We start from the raw sequence: 19,188 nt of genomic DNA on the forward strand, positions 1-19,188 counted from the left end.
TTCTCTATAATGAGTCTCTGAGAATTTTTTCGACAACCTCTCTGTCCTGTGTTAAAAACGAACCATACGAGCCATTGACTAAGGCCTTATCTGCTATGGTTCCCAAACTGTCTTCTCCAATATTATAATCTTTCAGGCGGCTTGGAGCGCCCAGATTAACCCAGAACTCCTGGAGCTTATCGATTCCTTCCAATGCAGCCTCTCTTTCACTTTTATTGCTCTTATCTACATTAAAAACCTGCTCTGCCAAACGAGACATACGCGTGATTCCTACCTCTTTTTCAACGGTCTGCTTAAGCCAGTTTGGAAATAAAACAGCGAGTCCTCCGGCGTGGGGTATATCATGCACAGCTGAAACAGCATGCTCCAGGTTATGTGTTCCCCAATCACCGCGGGCTCCCATTTGAAGTACGCCATTTAAAGCCATGGTTCCACAGTACATAATAGTTTCCCGGTATTCATAATTTTCTGGTTCAGCCATTAATTTAGGACCTGTCTCAACGCAAACCCTAAGCAGAGATTCTGCCAATTGGTCTTGCACCGGTGTGTTGGTTTCCACATGGAAATAGGTTTCAATAACGTGGCTCATCATATCAATAATTCCAAATGCTGTTTGATCAGCAGGCACAGAATAAGTATAAACAGGATCCAGTATGGAAAAAGAAGGATAAACAAGAGGATGGGCCCACCCATGTTTTTCATTCTTCTCCCAGTTTGTAATTACAGAATTAGCATTCATTTCTGAACCGGTTGCTGCCAAGGTGAGCACTGTGCCCAGCGGCAAAGCTTTGTCCGGCTTTGCTTTTTTCGTGACGACATCCCATACGTCAACATCGCTTGCGGCTCCTACAGCAATAGCCTTGGTGCAATCAATTACACTTCCGCCGCCTACTGCCAGAAGAAGGTCGATATTATTTTCTTTTGCAAGCTGCACTCCTTTATTTACCGTAGAAAGTCTTGGATTTGGCTCAACTCCAGAAAGCTCTGTCACCTTTATATTCTGGCCCTTTAATTCGCTCAGCACTTCATCGTAAATCCCATTTTTCTTAATGCTTCCTCCTCCATATACAAGGAGAACATTGTCACCAAACGATTTCGCTTCTTTTCCCAGGTTGGCAATCATTCCTTTTCCAAAATGCAGTCTCGTCGTGTTTTGAAAAGTAAATTCTTTCATTGCAGCCTCCAGTAAATAGACATATTGATTGTGCCTGTCTTCATTTAATCGAAAAAGCAATCCCTGAACAATGCTATCTTATATAAAATCACAGGGTAAAAAAATAAGATACTCAAAAAAATGAAGGTTACATGCATAAAGTACTTCTCTTTATTTCATTCTATACCTACAGACCCTATTCCCTGCTTATGGGGGAAGTTTTCGTCCTATTTTCTTTAAGATGAAGGGTGGAAAAAGTAAAGGGAGGTGAAGAATAATGAGCGGAATACAACGTACAGCTTTGGTTCTCGCCATGATCGGAGCAATTAATTGGGGACTTATTGGTTTTTTTGGTTTTGACCTTGTCGCAGCAATCTTCGGTGGTCAAGCAGCAGCCATTTCCCGTGTAATCTATGCAATTGTAGGGATTGCAGGGATCTATTGTATCTCTATCTTATTTAAACCTGATAGCGAGCTTCAAAGAAGCCCAGAAACACAACGCTAACACCTGTCAATTGTTCATGGCTTCTTAATTATGTACAGGCCGCCCGGAGCTATCGCTTCGGGCTTTTATGCTTTTTCTTCCTCGTCTGCATAGCTGAGAGCTGAAATGTGCCAGGGCGATTTGAATAAAATTCAATCCTTTCTTCAACCCTGCCCCCCCTCCTGTATCACTGGCTATAAAATAAAAAAGTCCGAGCTTTTACCCCGGACGTTTTTATATTGCTTATTTACGAACTCTTTTGTTCAGGTCTGCTTGAATCTCATTTGATTGCTTCAACCAGTCCTTAAGCTTGTCTTCAAGAGTATTAAAACCCTGACTTTTCTGTTGAGTTCCGGCTGCGGCGCCACTTCGGTTGTTTGGCTTATTGCCGCCTTCGCGACGTGGAGCTCCTTTTCCTTCTGGGGCTGGCTGAGTATCTTTAATAGAAAGGGAAATCTTTCCTGACTCATTATCAATGGATTTGATTTTTACTTGCACTTCATCTCCTACGGATAACACATCATTAATATCTTTCACGAAGCCGTGAGTCACTTCTGAAATGTGTACAAGTCCTTGTTTCTGGTCATCAAGAGCCACAAAAGCACCAAACGGTTTAATCCCAGTTACTTTTCCTTCAACGATACTACCTACTTCATATTGCTGTACCGACATGAAAACATCTCCTAACTATTTTTTAACCTATAAAGTATATCACAGGTGGCTTAACACAGCAATTTGGATATAATACTTATTCCATCAATACAAGTAGTGTAAACACCTTTTGAAAAAGGCCTGCGCTGTGCCTTCCCGGAAAAATATAAAAGTTGACAAACAGTCTCTACATAGCTATTGTGAACCATGTTGAGAAATCAAAAGGAGAGAATATTTTATGGCTAATCGAGGAGAACAATGGTCTTCTAAGATCGGTTTTATTTTAGCTGCTGCCGGTTCGGCCATAGGGCTTGGAGCTATTTGGCGACTTCCTTATGTAGCTGGAACCAACGGTGGCGGGGCATTTTTTGTTATTTTTCTACTTTTCACCTTATTATTGGGGACTACGTTATTACTGGCTGAGTTTGTCATTGGACGGCGTACCAACAAGAATGCGATTCAAGCGTATAAGGAAATTGCTCCCAACAGCTTGTGGCACGGAATTGGGATACTTGGAGTGGTAACCTCCTTTCTTCTCCTTTCCTTTTACTCAGTGGTCGGCGGCTGGATTCTTACTTACTTTATCCGGAGCTTAACTGGGGGATTGACTGATCCGGCAACCGGAGATTTCGGTGAGTTATTTGGGAGCATTATCTCAAATCACTGGGAAGTTGGTGCTGCCCATCTTGGATTTATGCTTATCACGATCTTAATTGTCCAAGGGGGAATCCAAAAAGGAATTGAGCGGGCAAGCACCCTGATGATGCCGCTGTTGTTTATCCTGTTTCTTATCCTTGTGATTCGTTCCTTAACCTTGGAAGGCGCAATGGAAGGAGTAACGTTTTTCCTTCAGCCAGATTGGAGCGAAGTGACAAGCGAAACGATTCTTTTTGCACTGGGACAGGCTTTCTTTTCCTTAAGCCTTGGGGTGTCTATTATGGTAACATACAGCTCCTACTTGTCTAAAAAAGACGATCTGGTCCGTTCTGCTACATCCATAGTAGGTCTCAGTGTATTCATCGCTGTTCTTGCCGGATTGGCGATCTTCCCGGGGGTTTTTGCATTTGGACTTGAACCAGATGAAGGGCCTAGTCTCATTTTCACTGTTCTGCCTGCTGTGTTTAGTGAAATGGCTTTTGGCTCTGTATTTTTATCCATGTTTCTTGCTTTATTATTATTCGCTACTTTGACCTCAGCCTTTTCACTGTTAGAAATTGTTGTAGCTACAACATCAAAAAGCGATCCGGCAAAACGAAAGAAAATGGCTTGGAGCATGGGTCTCATTATTTTCCTCATCGGAATTCCATCTAATTTGTCATTTGGACTTCTTGGTGAATGGCTTATTTTTGGAGATACTTTTTTTAATCAATTAGACTTTCTAGTTTCCAATATTCTGCTGCCTCTTGGCGCATTGCTGATTTCAATATTTGTTCCGTTAAAAATGAGTAAGTCAGCCTTGCAGGAGGAGCTTTTACGCAGTTCTAATTTAGGGTCCGGCTTTTTCCAAGTGTGGTTTATAACGATTCGTTACATTGCCCCAATTGCAATTGCCATTGCTTTCTTAAATGTGCTTGGAATACTTTAAACTGAAAGTGCCAGAGATATTTGGAGCTGTAATCTCCATCATCGCCTGATTGTGAGAGGAACAGCACCCGCTGAAAAAATTATATTACAGCCAATTTTGGTGCCAGGCACCTTTTTTTAAAAATAGTGGATTATTTTATAGAATTCCGGGAATACTATTAATGCTATTCCCCCTCTTTCATGAGGCAAAGCCCGCTGCTTTGTTTTCTCTGTTGAAGAGGCTGTGAATCCAGTAATCTTTTTCTCCCCTTTCTCCGGTAGTACACTTTAAAAGCTTCCCCCAGCTTTAAAGAAGTAACCGGAAAAAAACCGAAGGCCTGCTGCATGCAAATGCAGTGAAGCCTTCGGTTTTTTCTTTTTATCAATTTTTCATAAAAAATAGGCCGCTTTATTGTGCGGCCTTTCTTACTAACACTATTTAATTTATTTTGTGACGCTCCAGGAAAGCACCCATTCGTTCGATAGCTGTCCGCAAAGAATCCAGTGAAGTAGCATAAGAGCAGCGGATGTGAGTTTCACCGCCTTCTCCAAATACATCCCCAGGCACCACGGCTACTTGTTCTTCTACTAAAAGCTGCTCAGCAAATTCCTCAGCGTTCATTCCTGTCGGGCTAATATCCGGAAAAGCATAAAATGCCCCTCCAGGAAAATGACAAGGAAGTCCAATCTCATCGAAAGCTTTCACTAAATAGTTCCTTCTTTGTCTATAGCTGGTAACCATGCGACTTACATCTTCCTGTCCGTTTTGAAGAGCCTCAATGGCTCCATGCTGAGCCAGTGTAGATGCACACATCATTGTATACTGATGGATTTTCAGCATAGCTGAAACGATATCTTCTGGTCCACAGATAAACCCAAGACGCCACCCTGTCATAGCGAAGGCTTTGGAAAACCCAGATATCAAGATCGTCCGGTCCCACATTCCCTCACAGCGCGGGAAACTATAATGAGGCTCATCATAGCTGAGTTCCGCGTAAATTTCATCAGATAAAACGAGAAGGTCATGCTTTTCCACCAGGTAAGCAATCTCTTTTAACTCATTCTCAGTCATAGTGGCCCCGGTTGGATTATTAGGGAAACAGAGAATGATTGCTTTCGTTCTCGCTGTAATTGCCTCTTCCAATTGGGAAGGTGTCAGCTTGAAATCGTTCTCTTTTTTTGTACCAATAGGTACTGGCACACCACCGGCCAATGAAACAATTGGCGCATAGGAGACAAAGCTGGGTTCCACCACAATCACTTCATCACCTGGATTAACGATGGCCCTGACAGCCAGGTCTATTCCTTCACTGGCTCCGACTGTAACAAGAACTTCTCCCTCAGGCTGGTATGAAACTTGAAAACGCTGCTTCATATATTTGGATATTTCCTGTCGCAGTTCCAGTAAGCCGGCATTTGCCGTATATGCTGTATGCCCTCTCTCCATGGAATTTATGCTTGCCTCACGAACATTCCACGGAGTTACAAAATCAGGCTCCCCAACACCTAAAGAAATAACATTATCCATGGTGGAGGCAAGGTCAAAAAAACGCCGGATTCCTGATGGCTTTATTCGTTGCACTGAGTCCGATAAACGCTGTTTATTTTTAACCGATGAGAAAGTCATGGCGAAACCACGATTCTTTTGTCTTCTTCGCCGTCATCAAACACTACCCCATCGTGTTTATATGTTTTGAGCTGAAAATGTGTAGTTGTGGATATAACTGAATCAAGTGTTGATAACTTACTTGAGACAAAGTTGGAAATTTCATTCATCGTTTTTCCCTCTATGACTACTTGAAGGTCATAAGCGCCTGACACAAGGTATAATGCTTTCACCTCAGAAAACCTGTAGATGCGCTCAGCTACTTCATCAAAGCCTACTCCTCGCTGAGGTGTAACTTTCACATCAATCATAGCTGTAACCCCAGGGTGATCATCAACCTTGCTCCAGTCGATCACTGCATTGTAGCTTAAGATAATTTTTTCTTCCTGCAGCTTCGCCAGGATTCCATTAACTTTCTCTTCACTCACGTCTACCATCCTGGCCAGTGTAGGTACATCCAATCTGGCGTTTTCTTCAACAAGATGTAAAATTTCTAGTTCCTTCTCCTCCATCTCACTGACTCCTTTCCCAACGTTGCTTCTCAGCCTCTGCCGTTTCTCTCTGTTTTTAAAACCGCAGAGGAAATAGTTTTCGTATCGTTAATCATATCATATTAATAGGAAAAACTGAGGTTCCTTTTTAAAAATTCTGAGCACTTCTCTCGTTTTCTCTTCCACCTATTGGGGAATACTAAACTACGCTCTATTTGTGTTAAAACGCTTGTTACGGCTGCGCAATGATATGCCCAGCTCCTTACTATAAAATTGCTATTCTCAAGGCAGGTGACTGAAAAATGGCAGAACATAAACCAGTGGATGCTTCAAAAGAAAGTGAAGATAACCCTGAGCATGTACCTGAAAAAGCCTCTGTTGCTCTTTTATTAATAGACACAATAAATGATATGGAATTTGAAGATGGAGAGAAATTATTTGAACAGTCTCTTCCAGCCGCTAAAAAAATAGCAAAATTAAAAAGAAGAGTAAAGGCTTACGACGTTCCTGTCATTTATGTAAATGACAATTATGGAAGATGGCAAAGTGATTTCAGACAGCTCGTTGACCATTGTCTTGAAAATAACGTACGAGGCAAGCCTATCGTAGAATTGCTTCTGCCAGAAGATGATGACTATTTTGTTTTAAAACCTCAGTTCTCAGCTTTTTTTGCTACTCCTCTTGATCTGCTGCTCGATTATCTAGAAGTAAAAACGTTGATTATTGCCGGGTTTGCAGGCAACATGTGTGTTCACTTTACGGTAAACGACGCCTACATGCGCCACTACCAAACCATTGTACCCTCTGACTGCACAGCCTCTAACACCGAAGAGAGTGACCTGAATTCCTTGGAGATGATGCACGCTCTCTTAAAAACAAACATCACTTCCTCCGACGAACTGGATCTAGTGGAAATTATTCAAAAAGCAAATGATTACTTTAAACAGCAACGAAAGTAAGGTGCCTGGCACCTTACTTGTTTGTAATATACTTGCAATATAAAAGACGCTTCCTCTTTAGGAGAGGAAGCGTCCGTTAATCAAACGTTTGTTTAAAATACTTCTTTCAATGATTCAGCATCCTGTTCAAGCCAGTACTTCATCCATTTTTTGGCACCTTCAAGGTTATGAAGCTTAGCCTGCCCGCACTGTTCTTCGTTAGCGGCCGGCACCTCTTCAAGCTCAATAGAATATTCCATAGTTTTTTTCAGGACATCAATAAGTTCTTCAATTGAAGGCTCACCATTCATAATAAGATAAAAGCCTGTCTGACACCCCATTGGAGAAAGGTCTATCACTTCAAAGTGATCATACTCTTCCGTGAAACGACGGACATTCAAAGCGAGCAAGTGCTCCAGCGTATGAATGACAGGAGGCTGAAGGTTTTGTTTGTTAGGCTGACAAAAACGAATATCGTACTTGTTAACGTGACCGTCACTCCCAACTTTCTGTACGCCTGCATGGCGAATATACGGGGCCTTTACAATATTGTGATCAAGCTCAAAACTTTCTACGCTTGGCATGAAATCACTCCTTATTCTTTAAAGAGGAAATCCTCTTCATATATGCTAGTTTGATTATGATGATACTATGGTTTGCTATCTTAATACAATCATTTAAGATGTTTTTCCTTTATCTTCTGCGATTTCCTTTTTGCCAAACAGTTCACCGGCAAGCTTTACTTGATCGGTAATAAGGCCATCTGCCCCTTTATCCACAAGATCAACCATTCTTTTAGGATGATTGACCGTCCATACATACACAGGCTTTTGTAAGGCATGCATTCTTTTTAAAAAGTTCAGCCTGAGGACACGGTAGTTAGGACAGACTATATCAGCTTTTGTTTTAATTAATCTTCTTTCTGGAAAGATATCCTGCTGGTAAGCCGTCAACCTGAATCTGTGCTGAAATACATTTTTGCCAAGCAAAAGTCCCGTAGGAACGTGAGAGTCAATTTCTTTTACCCTTACTAAAATTTCATCATTAAACGAAGAAATTAACAGGTGTTTAAGAGGAAAACGACCACTGGCCGTTTTGATGATATCTTCTTCAAGACCAGGTTCTTTCACTTCCAAATTCAACCTGATCTTTCCCCTGCATGCGTCAAGAACATCCTCTAATAAAGGAGGAGTCCAGCCAAGAAGACCTGTCTGCATGATCCATTCCTTATAGGTTAACGCCCCGACAGGAACCTTGTTCCATTTCTTATCATGAAAACAAACCAGATAACCATCCTTTGTACGTCTAATATCAGTTTCAACATAATCGGCCCCGCCGGCAATCGCCTGGTTAAAGGATTCAATTGTGTTTTCCTGTGCACCTAAATTGGTTACACCACGATGAGAAATAATGATTGGCGTGGCTAACTCTTTTATCATTTTGATACTTCCCCACTTTTTGTCCTTTTCTTTACCTATCCCCGAATTTTAATTACAATACACTGGTTATAGGTGGAGATTACTGATGGCTTGTGTTTTCTGATACTTTTATTGCGGCTTTGGCAAGTGCCCCCAGGACAACAGCCTTTTCCTGATCCTCCATGTACTTTGCCCTAATATAGGCTTCTCCTTCTGTGGAGCGTACATAATGGGGTGGGAGCTGATTCAGAGCCAGTGCTGCAACGTCCTGCTGACATTCTACACAAGTACATGGTAAATACAAATGATGCACATGTTCCTTTAGTATATGTGCAACAATTCCTTCCATTGCGTTTTTCATTGTATCCATCCTCTCCTGCCCCAGGGAAAGTCCTTTTTTTACAGGTTTCTTATTGGTTCGGAGGGTCTCCATGAATCATCACAGGCACCTGGTGGCTTCGGGCAAATTGCTTGAGAGCTTCATCGTAATCTGCCGGGGTATATTGGATCACACGCCACCTCATCCCTTTATGCAGTCTGATAAGCACACCTTTTTGAGCCCATTTCATGTATAAAATAACCATTTCTTTTATATTTTCAGGCTCAGCTGTCTTTTCTTTAATTGTAAGATTGAACAATTTGGTTTTGATGCGGATGATGTCCTCGTCTACTTGAAGTTCATATGTAACTAACAAAAAGTAAATAGGTATCAGTGGCAATAAGTATGGTAGAACGGGAATTTGAAACTCAAAATAAAATGCATACCAAACCGTCAGTACAAATAAAAACAACCAGAGCGGTCTGGATTCTGTAGCATGATACACTTTTTCCACAGCCATCCCTTCCTTTCCTTATCATGGTAGCATATCACGCTCAGCAGGTCATAAGACTTTTCATAAAATATTATATAGGGTACAATATTTAGTGATACGAAATAAACACAGTCATGTGTGATGTATTTTTGAGGGTGATTACTTATTAATTCTGAACGTATTGCAAGCCGCAATTTAAAAATTATGTGGTTTGCCAATTTTTTTGTAGCAGCCAGCGCTACGATGGTTCTTCCTTTTATATCTTTATATATAGAAACACTCGGCGACTTTTCTGATGCCTATGTACAACGCTGGGCCGGATATGTCTTTGGTGTTACCTTTTTAGTGGCATTCTTTTTTGCTCCTTTATGGGGGCGTTTTGGGGATCGTTACGGCCGGAAGTCGATTCTAGTCATCACGGGACTCGGTATATCCATAAGCATTTTCTTGATGGGTTTTGTTGAATCCGTTATGGGACTTTTTTTGCTTCGGCTGTTCATGGGGATCGTTACAGGTTTTATCCCCACCGCCATTGCCCTGATCTCGGCACAGAGCAGTAAAGAAACAGCTGGTGAGAAGCTCGGCACCCTGCAGACTGGCACGGTTGCCGGGGGACTGCTTGGACCTCTTATGGGAGGAGTATTGGCAGATACGACTGGCTTTGCGTTGACCTTTGTTATTACATCTATTGTTATTGCATTATCGACCGTACTCGTTGCTTTCGGAGTAAAGGAAGTGGTTTACAAGGAGGAAGGAGAAGAAGAAAGAGCCTACAGTAAAAAGGAAATTTTCCGCCATGTTTTTACCCATCCTATCCTGCATATCGTTATGATTATTTCACTGGTAATGCAAACAGCTAATTTTAGCGTCCAGCCTCTGCTCGCCTTATATGTAAATGAGTTAAATTCAACTGAAAACATTGCTTTTATGGCTGGTTTTGTTTTCTCCGTAACTGGTCTTGGAAGCTTGGTCGCCGCTCGAAAATGGGGACAACTTGGAGACAAAATAGGTCATGAAAAGGTACTGCTCATTTTGCTTATTTTAGCTGCCGTCTTTTTTATTCCCCAGGCCTTTGTTACAGAGATATGGCAGCTTGTACTCCTGCGTTTTTTGTTTGGTGTGCAGGTAGGCGGGTTAATTCCGTGCATGACAGCCTATATTCGACAAGCTTGCCCTGTAACTGTGCAAGGGGAGGTAATGGGATATAATCAAAGCTTCCGGTTTCTGGGGAATGTTGTTGGGCCTGTAATGGGGGGAACGGTCGCCTCTTTTTTCCATATCCCATTTGTTTTTATCGTATCAGGGGGGCTCTTTATCATAAGCGCTTTCGTCTTATGGCTCACCCTTTCTCGTACCAATCAACACTCTTCTCTCCCTTCAGCAGAAGCAGGCAAAGTCAGATCTTAGGGTATTATAAAAGGGCTGAGCTCAAACATTCACTTTTGAGCTCAGCCCTTTTTTATTGTGCATCTGTAATGTACTTACCGTGAACAAATGTCATGACTGCAAACAAAATGAAACTCACTGCCAGAATTGTTCCCCCGATGATAAACGCCATGAGAGTGACCATTGAGCCTGGTATAAAATAATATGCCCACATGCCTCCGCTCAGACCAATTGATCCAAAAAATGCTGTCCATACATGGACCGTTGCAAGCTTTGAGGATTTAGGAACAGGAAACATCCGATAATACGCAGCAAATGCAAATAATGACAGCCAGCCCACCACCAAAATATGAGCATGAATTGGCCGTAATGCCATTGAACCCGCGCCTGCCATATGTGATCCCATAATTGTACCAATGACTGCAAAAATAGCTGAAGTCTGCAATAAAAATTTAGTTCGATTCAAATCTATTTCCCCCATGTTTATAGTCTCTAAATGGCTTTCAGCTTGTATTATTCCATAAGAGTGATTCCGCGGCAAGATCACTTGCCCTTCGTATTGTGACGTCCCCATGAATCTTCACCGCTTTTCTTCCAGACAAATAGAAAGACTGCATTGTTAACCAATGTAAAAAATAAGTTGACGAAATGGCGATATTTAAGTAGGATAAAAATACGACTATGTACTAAGGAAGGTGGTCCCTTGAAATTTAAACCGCTAGACATTATTTTAGTAGCAATGTTTGCTGCTCTCATGGGGGTAGGAGCAAACATCACGGCTTTTCTCGTTGTTGGGGGTGTCCCTATAACCCTCCAGCCTATAATTGCTATACTTGCCGGTATTGTTCTTGGCAGCCGCCTTGGATCCTTATCCATGATTATTTATACGTTGATCGGTCTTGTAGGCATGCCTGTCTTCGCTCAATTTTCCGGGGGATTGCGAACCTTCGTCAGCCCTACATTCGGATTTATTCTATCATTCATTCTCGTAGCTTACGTTGTCGGAAAATTAATTGAGTCCAAACAAAATCCTGGTTTACCAACATTTTTCATAGCAGCCTTTGTCGGTCTTACAATTAATTATCTATTGGGAACGAATTACATGTATTATGCTTATTTATTTATTGCAGAAGCACCAGAGGGCTTCAGCTATTCAATGGTTTGGGCCTGGATGGCCGCTCCATTAGTAAAAGATATTATTTTCACTGTCCTTTCTGCAGGAGCCGGCTATAAAATATATTATCTAATAAGAAAACGTCACACCCACTTTCAATCACCAAGACAACAATCAGTTTCATAATCCATTAAAAAAAGCTGGGACAAAATCCAGCTAAATAAGAAGGGACTCTCAATCCGTTGAGAGGTCCCTTTTTTGTTTTCAGTAGTTAGTTGTTCAAAGTTACACTCGCTAACGCAGCCAACTGGCACTTTGATCAGGAGAGCGACTCTTTTACTGGTTTTGTCCCGGCTAGTGTAATAGTTCTTCCAAAAAAGAAGGTGCCTCATCCAGGCCACTGCAATGTGACCTTATGAGACACCCTCCAATTTATTAACTTAAGCTTCTTCACCAGTAACTTCTTCGATTTCTTCTTCTAACATGTCTAGAATTTCAGCCGCATCTTCGCCGCCATTCTCTCTGAAGTAGTCGCGCATCGGTTCAGCCAGCTCTCTGAACTGCTCACGCTCATCTTCATTAAGCTCATATACGTCAGTTGGATAGTCTTCATTTTCAATAATCGCATCAAGAAGTTCTTCATTCATTTGGTCCTGAAGTTCAAACCCTACTTCCTTCATTTCTTCCACAGTTTCATCAATCATTGCTTGAATATCTTCAGGAAGGTCATTGTAGAAACCAGGATTCACTGTAGTCATAGCTACATAGTTATTATGGTTGGAAATAGTCATATGGTCTTGAACTTCATGGAAGCCTGCATCCTCAATAAAGAAAATTGGGTTTTCCTGGCCGTCAACAGTTCCTTGCTGAAGACCTGTATATAGCTCACTCCAACTCATCGCTGTAGGATCAGCACCGTATTGACGATAAGACTCCATAATTAACGGAGATTCTTGTGTTCTCATTGCAAACCCCTGGAAATCATCTGGTGTGCGCAGCTGTGTGCTTCCAGTCCATTGCATAGCACCCTCTGTCCAGAAGGATAATGGCTTAATATTATGTTCTTCGTATTTTTCAGCAAGGTGTGTATTGAGCGCCTCACTTGTTTCAAGCACTTCTTGAGTCTCAGCTACGTCATCCGGGAACAAGAACTGCAGGGCAAACAATTGACCCTCTTCTACCATTGTTCCAGTAAAGCCTGGTGACACAATTGCAAATTCAACAACGCCGCTTTGAAGTTGCTCCACTTGGTCAACTTCACTTCCAAGGCCGCCAAACTCATAGACATCAATGTTAATTTGGCCATCGGATTTTTCATTTAGTCTTTCAGCAAATTCCTCAGCATACTCATATTGAACCTGTCCTTGGTTCTCTTCAGTTACAAAGCGCCATTCATATGTTTCTCCGTCGCCGCCGGCATCTCCATTATCTTCGGCAGCGTCATCCCCGCCGTTTCCGCATCCAGCAATTGCAGCAGTAAGGAGAAAAGCTGAGCCTGCCATTAACCAAGGTTTCTTTCTAAAATCCATCTAAATTACCCCCTATGTTTTTCTTTAATCTATAACTCAACATCTGCCGCTTATAAGAAGCGATAGAAAAGAGAAATCTCTTCAAACATAATAACTAAAATTGACACAATCAGCAGCATTACAATGTAAGGCGGTGTTCCTCGGATAACGTCTAGATAAGACTTATTAAACACCGCACTTGCGGTAAATATGTCCACCCCAAACGGTGGTGTTGCTGAGCCTAGCGCAGCCTGGAACGTAATAACCACCCCTAAATGAACAGGATCAACTCCTGCCTGCATTGCTGCAGGATAAAATATTGGTGTAAGTATTAAGATTACTACTATCGGATCAACAAACATACATCCTATAAAGAAGAAAATGGCCACAATGACTAGAACGTATACAGCCGAAGGGTCACCACCGAGAAAAGCATCAGTAATTAACTGAGGAATTCGTGCAAACTGGATTACCCAGGCAAAAGCTTGTCCTCCGGCAACTAAAACAAACACAGCGGATGTAACAAGACCAGTTGATAACGCTATACTTGGAATTTGTGTAATTTTGATGGATCGGAAGATTAAAACTTCTAATATTATTGCATACAGTACTGATATCCCTGCTGCCTCTGTAGGCGTGAAAATCCCTGTATAGATCCCCCCAACAATAATAACTGGGAAGCCTAGTGGAAACAGGGCCTTGCCTGTAAGCTTGAATCGTGCATTCCATGTTGTTTTTTCGGCCAATGGAATATTAAAAATCTTCGCATGTATGTATGCATATATCGCAAAGAATAAAAAGATCAGTAACCCGGGGCCAATACCGGCGATAAACAATTCCCCAACCGATGTGCCCGAAATGAGGGCGTAAATGATCATTCCAATACTTGGCGGGATAAGAAGTGCAATATCACTTGCATTAATAATTAAAGCAATCGCACTGGAATCCTTATATCCTACCTTAAGCAGCCTCTCCCTCATTGGCTTACCAATCGCAACAACCGTAGCCTGCGTCGATCCGGAAATAGAGCCAAACAGGGTACAGGCAGCAGCCGTAGTTATCGCATACCCGCCCCGCAAATGCCCCACAAATGCGCCAACAAAATCAAGGAGCCTTTTCGAGGTTTTCCCTGTGGACATAATGTCAGCAGCAAAAATAAAAAGTGGAACAGCGAGCAGCACGTATGATGATATCCCCTCCATCATTTGCTGCACCATAAATATGGGGTCTACATTTGGAAAAAAGAATAGTACAACAACAAGAGGAGCAAGAATCAGTGGAATCATCATTGGAAATCCCAGAAATAAAAAGATTACCATGATGGCTAAGAGTGTAGTAACCATAAGACTTTCCTCTCTCTTTAAATTTTAAATTGCTCCATCTGTTCGATCATAATCTTTCTTATCAGTAGCTAAGTAAACATCTTTCTCTTTGATATTGATCCATGCGTTTCGTAAAAATTGAATACCTCCGAGAACAAACCCAAGGGGAACTGCAATCAGCATCCAATAATAAGGGAAACGCAGAGCGGCGGTAACTCGTCCTGAGTCCCTGACAGAAGCCATATAGCCGTAAGCATAATAAGCAAGAACAAACAATACAATTGCTGTGACTAAAGGGATAATGATTGCCAAAGCTTTCCTGATCTTATGCGGAGCAAGGTCAAAAAAAGCTGACATACTAATATGTCTCCCTTTTCTTGCTACGTAACTAATACCAATAAAAGTAGCTAAAAAAAGAGCAAAGCGACTGATTTCTTCATTGAACGCCCAGCTTGCTCCCGTAAATGTTCTGCTAAGTACGTTACCAATAACCATTACAGAAATGACAATAATTGCAAAGCTTAAGATAAGCTCCTCTATTTTCATCAAAGACCGATCGAGAATGCTGATTACCCTATTAAACGTATTCATCCAGAGTCTTCTGCCTCCTAACTTCATGAAAGCACAGGGAGTAGCCTGCACTATCTAAAAATCATACTAAATGCCCTGAATTTTCTCAATGCGGTATATCCTCTTTATCCTTTGTATAAGTGTTATCACCATCTCTGTGTGTAAGATAGCTCTTGTGATACGCGTCTATGCACACAAGAACTCTGTCATGCTGTTTTAACGAATGAGTGAAACAGATCTACTACTAAATACCCTGACTCCCCTTTTCCGTTTAAAACATGAAATAAGGCATTTCCTTAATTCCTTTTTTCAAAACACCGAATTATTGATTCATGTTTTAAGTACTAGATATCTTCTTCATTAATCGCCAAATCCCTTGTAAATTTATCACATTTTTTCTATTTTTATCGCATATGCTCTTAAAAGCTTTGTACTCCTCATATCTTTACTTAATCACCTCATGGATGAGCCCGCCGAGCATATGTTATACTGAGTAGAAACCCTATTTTTATAAAGGCTTTGTTTATTTTTTATGACTTTCTACCATCAAATGACTTATCAAAATTAAATTCGCCTTTAACAGAGCCATTTATAAAAAGGTGTAAAAATAAAGCCTTCCTCAGAATAAATAAATATTCTAACAAATAGGAATATTTTTTCTTTCTAGTAGTATACCAGCACTCCCTTTAATGATAAAGTTTTAACTTTATTATAATTTGGTATCTATAGAGGAGAACAAAAAACATTAAGTACATCTAGAAACGCCGCCTCACTTTCTGTTTTTTCTCTCGTTTTGAGCGGGATGTACACTCACACTAAATTTTTCTTCAAGAAAGGACGTTCTTCTTTCATGGAAATACTTTCAAATTTTCCTCTATGGGTCGCATTATTTTCTATAATCTTTGCTCAAGCAGTCAAGGTTCCCCTTGCTTTTGCTGCCACAAGAAGATGGGATATGACCCTTGTGACCAGTACTGGCGGAATGCCCAGTTCCCATTCAGCTGCCGTTACAGCGTTAGCCACTGCTGTCGGATTAGATCATGGTTTTGGTTCTTCATTATTTGCAATTACTACCATTTTCGGGGTAATTGTAATGTTTGATGCTACTGGGGTCCGAAGACATGCCGGCTATCATGCAACCGTATTAAACCAGCTAGTTGATGATTTCCACAAGTTTGTTAATGAAGCAAAAACGTGGCAGAAAAAAGAGGAAACAGAGAAGCGAGAAGAGCTAAAAGAGCTTTTGGGACATCAGCCAATTGAAGTTTTCTTTGGAGCCCTTCTTGGAATCATTATTGCTTTAGTAGCTAATGCCATACTAATCCCTTATTAATACGTTAGAAAGGAAGCGGCTATTATGCGCCTTGTTTCTCTTTGTCCCAGTAATACAGAATTAGCAGCATACCTTGGCCTGACTGATTACTTGGTGGGAGTAGATGACTTTTCCGACTGGCCGGAATCTATCCAATCCCTTCCACGACTTGGTCCAGACCTTTCTATTAATATGGAAAAAGTCAGTAAGCTCAAGCCCGATCTAGTTCTTGCCTCCCTCAGTGTTCCAGGGATGGAAAAAAATGTTGAAGCTCTTAAACAAATGGATATTCCCTATATAGTACTTGAACCTAATTCTTTAAATGACATTAAAACAGACATGCTTCTGCTTGGGGAGGCAGTATCAAAAGAACAGGAAGCAAAAAGAATAAATGAACGTTTCGACGAAGTTATTCATTTTTACAAAAGTCGTTCCGCAAAGCTTGAGCCGGTCAGGCTATACTGGGAGTGGTGGCCCAAACCAGTCTTCACTCCAGGAGGAGGCAACTGGCTTTCCACGATCAGCAGGCTTGCCGGAGGGGTTAATATATTTGAACACAAAAAGGAACCAAGCCTCCAAATAACCTGGGAAGAGATAAGAGAGCAGAACCCTGACCATATATGCCTGGCCTGGGTAGGAGTTCAGACTTCCAAAATTAATCCAAAAATAGTACGTAAACGTCCAAACTGGCAAGACATGACCGCTGTGCAAAACGGACGAATTCATATTCTTGAAGAACCCTTGTACTGCAGACCATCTCCCCGCCTGTTACTCGGCCTTAAAAAACTTGCTTCTCTTTTGCATCCTGAGCATTTCCCCCCATCAGATCACAAAGATCCTTTATATACTTCCTTTTATAAAAGATAAAACTCGCCCGTTGGGCGAGTTTTTTAGAGTGATGCTTTTATTTGACTGTTAATCTGTATATAATCCTGCTCATCAAGGCGTCCCTTTCCTTCTCTTATTACATAGACTTCAAGCTCACGCTTTCCCCATTCTTCGAATACCTCATCAGTTGTTTCGTAGAACAAGTCAATTTTCATACCCTTTATAGCAGAACCTGTATCAGCCACTACTCCGTAACCATATTCAGGAATATACAGCACAGTCCCAATGGGGAAATGTTCCGGGTCAGCTGCGATTGTCGATACAACATCCCTGCGTGCCTCCACTCCTGAGTATGTAATGCCATAGGCAGGATGACCGGGACTTTTCCCTGTAGATTCAGGGCCTGCTGTATAGCCGGTAGCCACTACATGTTTGGCAGGATAATTTTTCAGCGGCTGTTGACTTAAGGTCATTGTCTCTTTTTCAGATGAAAGACCCGTTTGGTCTTGAAAACTTCCTTTATAGTTAAGCCTGCTGCTTTTATAGCCTGCTTCTTTTATATGATCAACCTGAGGAGCCTTCCAAGGCAAAGGTTGTTCCTCGAGCCAGTTTGATATATCAGCGGGCTGTACACCTGATATCTGATCGACAGTAAACATAAAGGCTGCAAGTACCAGTACACTCATCGTTACTCGTCTTCCCACGGTTTTCATGGGTTCCATTGTAATCACTCCTCTTATCAAAACATCCTGCCCAGATTGACGGACATTTATTCTTTAAAGAGGAGCTCGTTTTTTACCCAGGAAAAAAGAGACTTTCCCAAAAGCAGATGAAGTAATCTAAAGGTACAAAATCACCCTCTTACACCTTTCATGTTGTCTTCCAAGCTGCAGAGAACGATTCAGTTCACTGTATTCGCTTCGACTAATCTGAAGCTGTTTCAGCTTAGTTAAAAAGAATGCAGACTTCCTTGTTTTAGAGACAACAAAAAAAGCCTCTCTATCCCATAGAGAAGCTTTCATTTAAAACATTTGGTACCCTCTGACTCTAAGCATTCTAATAATAATTCCTGCAATAATAGCACCAGCCATCCCACATGATAAAATAAGTACATCTGCCATGTGAAGTGCAGCCAGGTCCTGTCCCAATGCAGCAAATGAAGAAACAGGAGCAAGAATATAATCATAGAAACTTATATTATCGACGATCATAATCACGATGATCGGATATATAATTGCCATAATCCAGGTGGAACGTAAAATCATATTGAGCAAAAAACCTATCCCAAAAAACAAAATCAAAAATAAAATCATAGAAATGATCAACTGGGGTAAACTGCTAATCACTACTCTTTCACCTCCGCGTCACTGTTAGTTTACAGAAGGACGCGAGAAGCGTCAATATCTATCAGGCTAGACTTTTCTCCAATTTTGTTACAGAAATTCAACCTTTTATCAAAGACTTTCCTCTCCCTTTTCTTTCTCGGACTCCAACTACCTTTTTACATTTGATGTTAGGCCATTTCCACCACAATTATCACACGTTTCAGAACCACCGAGAATTAACTGAAAGTACCCTCTTCCTTCACAATATACACACTTTTCACTATACTTTTCTGCTTTCTGGCTTACGCTCATACTCTTCTCTCCTCTTAATTAGAATTTTCTGATAATATATCATAATCTTATATTCTTAAAAAGAGCATTAGAGAAATTGTAAAAGTTCTGTCATACTTTTGAGGCTCTCTTTGGCAGATCCTCTCCAGATATAGCTGCAAAAAGGTTCCTGGTCTTTTACGAGAAACTTCACAACATTAATCGAGTAGGAGGAGGTGACTAACCTCCGTCCTCTCACACCACCGTACGTACGGTTCCGTATACGGCGGTTTCATAAAATTCTAACGTTAATTCAATGATTTCAAACCCATACGCTGCCAATAATGGTCATTGAGTGTGCGATGGGGAATAGGGCTGCTGGCTATACGCCAGTAGCCTTTTCTTGTGTTTCCCCATTCCAAGGCTTTCGCCTTTGT

Annotated in this window: 22 protein-coding genes and 1 pseudogene; 7 read left to right on the forward strand and 16 right to left on the reverse strand. The window is 41.3% G+C overall.

Annotated elements, in window-relative coordinates; genetic code table 11:
• Positions 1-4: 4 nt before the first annotated feature.
• Positions 5-1,174: an iron-containing alcohol dehydrogenase gene (locus ACFPU1_RS09420; protein WP_385940408.1), complete on the reverse strand. Its 1,170-nt coding sequence runs from the start codon at positions 1,172-1,174 to the stop codon at positions 5-7.
• A gap of 256 nt (positions 1,175-1,430) precedes the next feature.
• On the opposite strand from ACFPU1_RS09420, the gene ACFPU1_RS09425 reads away from it, so the two are divergent.
• Positions 1,431-1,658, forward strand: coding sequence for a DUF378 domain-containing protein (locus tag ACFPU1_RS09425; protein ID WP_054636196.1), 228 nt, complete (start codon positions 1,431-1,433; stop codon positions 1,656-1,658).
• Between the two features lie 222 nt (positions 1,659-1,880).
• On the opposite strand, the gene yugI is transcribed toward ACFPU1_RS09425, so the two are convergent.
• Complete coding sequence (gene yugI / locus ACFPU1_RS09430) at positions 1,881-2,309, reverse strand: S1 domain-containing post-transcriptional regulator GSP13 (protein WP_054636195.1); 429 nt, start codon at positions 2,307-2,309, stop codon at positions 1,881-1,883.
• A gap of 217 nt (positions 2,310-2,526) precedes the next feature.
• On the opposite strand from yugI, the gene ACFPU1_RS09435 reads away from it, so the two are divergent.
• The gene (locus ACFPU1_RS09435) at positions 2,527-3,873 is read left to right on the forward strand and encodes a sodium-dependent transporter (protein ID WP_385940411.1); all 1,347 of its coding nucleotides are present in this window, start codon (positions 2,527-2,529) and stop codon (positions 3,871-3,873) included.
• A gap of 417 nt (positions 3,874-4,290) precedes the next feature.
• Here ACFPU1_RS09435 and ACFPU1_RS09440 read toward each other — a convergent pair whose 3' ends face one another.
• The gene (locus ACFPU1_RS09440) at positions 4,291-5,478 is read right to left on the reverse strand and encodes an aminotransferase (protein ID WP_385940412.1); all 1,188 of its coding nucleotides are present in this window, start codon (positions 5,476-5,478) and stop codon (positions 4,291-4,293) included.
• On the reverse strand, positions 5,475-5,969 hold the full coding sequence (locus tag ACFPU1_RS09445; protein WP_054636193.1) for an Lrp/AsnC family transcriptional regulator: 495 nt from the start codon (positions 5,967-5,969) through the stop codon (positions 5,475-5,477). The genes ACFPU1_RS09440 and ACFPU1_RS09445 overlap by 4 nt, the downstream gene beginning before the upstream one ends.
• Before the next feature lie 281 nt (positions 5,970-6,250).
• Here ACFPU1_RS09445 and ACFPU1_RS09450 point away from each other — a divergent pair, with 281 nt between their 5' ends.
• Positions 6,251-6,907: a cysteine hydrolase family protein gene (locus ACFPU1_RS09450; RefSeq protein WP_385940415.1), complete on the forward strand. Its 657-nt coding sequence runs from the start codon at positions 6,251-6,253 to the stop codon at positions 6,905-6,907.
• A 92-nt stretch (positions 6,908-6,999) separates the two neighbouring features.
• Here the strand turns inward: ACFPU1_RS09450 and ACFPU1_RS09455 are convergent, their stop codons facing one another.
• The 4 genes from ACFPU1_RS09455 to ACFPU1_RS09470 form a co-directional block, all read right to left on the reverse strand.
• Positions 7,000-7,470 carry an S-ribosylhomocysteine lyase gene (locus ACFPU1_RS09455; protein ID WP_054636192.1) on the reverse strand — a complete coding sequence of 157 codons (471 nt, stop codon included), beginning with the start codon at positions 7,468-7,470 and terminating at the stop codon, positions 7,000-7,002.
• A gap of 93 nt (positions 7,471-7,563) precedes the next feature.
• A complete protein-coding gene (locus ACFPU1_RS09460) occupies positions 7,564-8,325 on the reverse strand; it encodes a glycerophosphodiester phosphodiesterase (protein ID WP_385940417.1) in 762 nt (253 codons plus the stop codon).
• A 79-nt stretch (positions 8,326-8,404) separates the two neighbouring features.
• On the reverse strand, positions 8,405-8,665 hold the full coding sequence (locus ACFPU1_RS09465) for a late competence development ComFB family protein (protein ID WP_385940419.1): 261 nt from the start codon (positions 8,663-8,665) through the stop codon (positions 8,405-8,407).
• A 49-nt stretch (positions 8,666-8,714) separates the two neighbouring features.
• Positions 8,715-9,137 (reverse strand): hypothetical protein, encoded by a 423-nt coding sequence (locus ACFPU1_RS09470; protein ID WP_269758110.1) that lies wholly within the window; start codon positions 9,135-9,137, stop codon positions 8,715-8,717.
• Between the two features lie 183 nt (positions 9,138-9,320).
• Here ACFPU1_RS09470 and ACFPU1_RS09475 point away from each other — a divergent pair, with 183 nt between their 5' ends.
• On the forward strand, positions 9,321-10,523 hold the full coding sequence (locus tag ACFPU1_RS09475) for an MFS transporter (protein ID WP_385940421.1): 1,203 nt from the start codon (positions 9,321-9,323) through the stop codon (positions 10,521-10,523).
• Positions 10,524-10,575: 52 nt separating this feature from the next.
• On the opposite strand, the gene ACFPU1_RS09480 is transcribed toward ACFPU1_RS09475, so the two are convergent.
• Positions 10,576-10,968 carry a hypothetical protein gene (locus tag ACFPU1_RS09480; protein ID WP_198153477.1) on the reverse strand — a complete coding sequence of 131 codons (393 nt, stop codon included), beginning with the start codon at positions 10,966-10,968 and terminating at the stop codon, positions 10,576-10,578.
• Positions 10,969-11,241: 273 nt separating this feature from the next.
• Here ACFPU1_RS09480 and ACFPU1_RS09485 point away from each other — a divergent pair, with 273 nt between their 5' ends.
• Positions 11,242-11,802, forward strand: coding sequence for a biotin transporter BioY (locus ACFPU1_RS09485; RefSeq protein ID WP_054636228.1), 561 nt, complete (start codon positions 11,242-11,244; stop codon positions 11,800-11,802).
• A gap of 254 nt (positions 11,803-12,056) precedes the next feature.
• Here ACFPU1_RS09485 and ACFPU1_RS09490 read toward each other — a convergent pair whose 3' ends face one another.
• From ACFPU1_RS09490 to ACFPU1_RS09500, 3 genes are read right to left on the reverse strand one after another with little or no spacing between them, the layout of a single operon-like run.
• Positions 12,057-13,145, reverse strand: coding sequence for a DctP family TRAP transporter solute-binding subunit (locus ACFPU1_RS09490; RefSeq protein WP_054636187.1), 1,089 nt, complete (start codon positions 13,143-13,145; stop codon positions 12,057-12,059).
• A 50-nt stretch (positions 13,146-13,195) separates the two neighbouring features.
• Positions 13,196-14,467: a TRAP transporter large permease gene (locus ACFPU1_RS09495; protein WP_054636186.1), complete on the reverse strand. Its 1,272-nt coding sequence runs from the start codon at positions 14,465-14,467 to the stop codon at positions 13,196-13,198.
• Between the two features lie 24 nt (positions 14,468-14,491).
• Positions 14,492-15,037, reverse strand: a complete 546-nt coding sequence (locus tag ACFPU1_RS09500; protein WP_054636185.1) for a TRAP transporter small permease — start codon at positions 15,035-15,037, stop codon at positions 14,492-14,494.
• A gap of 829 nt (positions 15,038-15,866) precedes the next feature.
• Here ACFPU1_RS09500 and ACFPU1_RS09505 point away from each other — a divergent pair.
• Both ACFPU1_RS09505 and ACFPU1_RS09510 read left to right on the forward strand, forming a co-directional pair.
• Complete coding sequence (locus ACFPU1_RS09505) at positions 15,867-16,349, forward strand: divergent PAP2 family protein (RefSeq protein ID WP_054636184.1); 483 nt, start codon at positions 15,867-15,869, stop codon at positions 16,347-16,349.
• Positions 16,350-16,373: 24 nt separating this feature from the next.
• Positions 16,374-17,195: a cobalamin-binding protein gene (locus tag ACFPU1_RS09510; protein ID WP_385940425.1), complete on the forward strand. Its 822-nt coding sequence runs from the start codon at positions 16,374-16,376 to the stop codon at positions 17,193-17,195.
• Between the two features lie 23 nt (positions 17,196-17,218).
• On the opposite strand, the gene ACFPU1_RS09515 is transcribed toward ACFPU1_RS09510, so the two are convergent.
• The 4 genes and pseudogenes from ACFPU1_RS09515 to ACFPU1_RS09530 form a co-directional block, all read right to left on the reverse strand.
• The gene (locus tag ACFPU1_RS09515; protein WP_417851949.1) at positions 17,219-17,869 is read right to left on the reverse strand and encodes a 3D domain-containing protein; all 651 of its coding nucleotides are present in this window, start codon (positions 17,867-17,869) and stop codon (positions 17,219-17,221) included.
• Positions 17,870-18,178: 309 nt separating this feature from the next.
• On the reverse strand, positions 18,179-18,502 hold the full coding sequence (locus tag ACFPU1_RS09520; RefSeq protein WP_269758109.1) for a YuiB family protein: 324 nt from the start codon (positions 18,500-18,502) through the stop codon (positions 18,179-18,181).
• 147 nt (positions 18,503-18,649) lie between these two features.
• Positions 18,650-18,793 carry a YuiA family protein gene (locus ACFPU1_RS09525; RefSeq protein ID WP_198153471.1) on the reverse strand — a complete coding sequence of 48 codons (144 nt, stop codon included), beginning with the start codon at positions 18,791-18,793 and terminating at the stop codon, positions 18,650-18,652.
• A gap of 266 nt (positions 18,794-19,059) precedes the next feature.
• A pseudogene (locus ACFPU1_RS09530) lies at positions 19,060-19,188 on the reverse strand (group II intron maturase-specific domain-containing protein); the annotation flags it as partial.

The organism is Thalassorhabdus alkalitolerans, from assembly GCF_042656525.1.
Classification (GTDB): Bacteria; Bacillota; Bacilli; order Bacillales; family Marinococcaceae; genus Thalassorhabdus; species Thalassorhabdus alkalitolerans.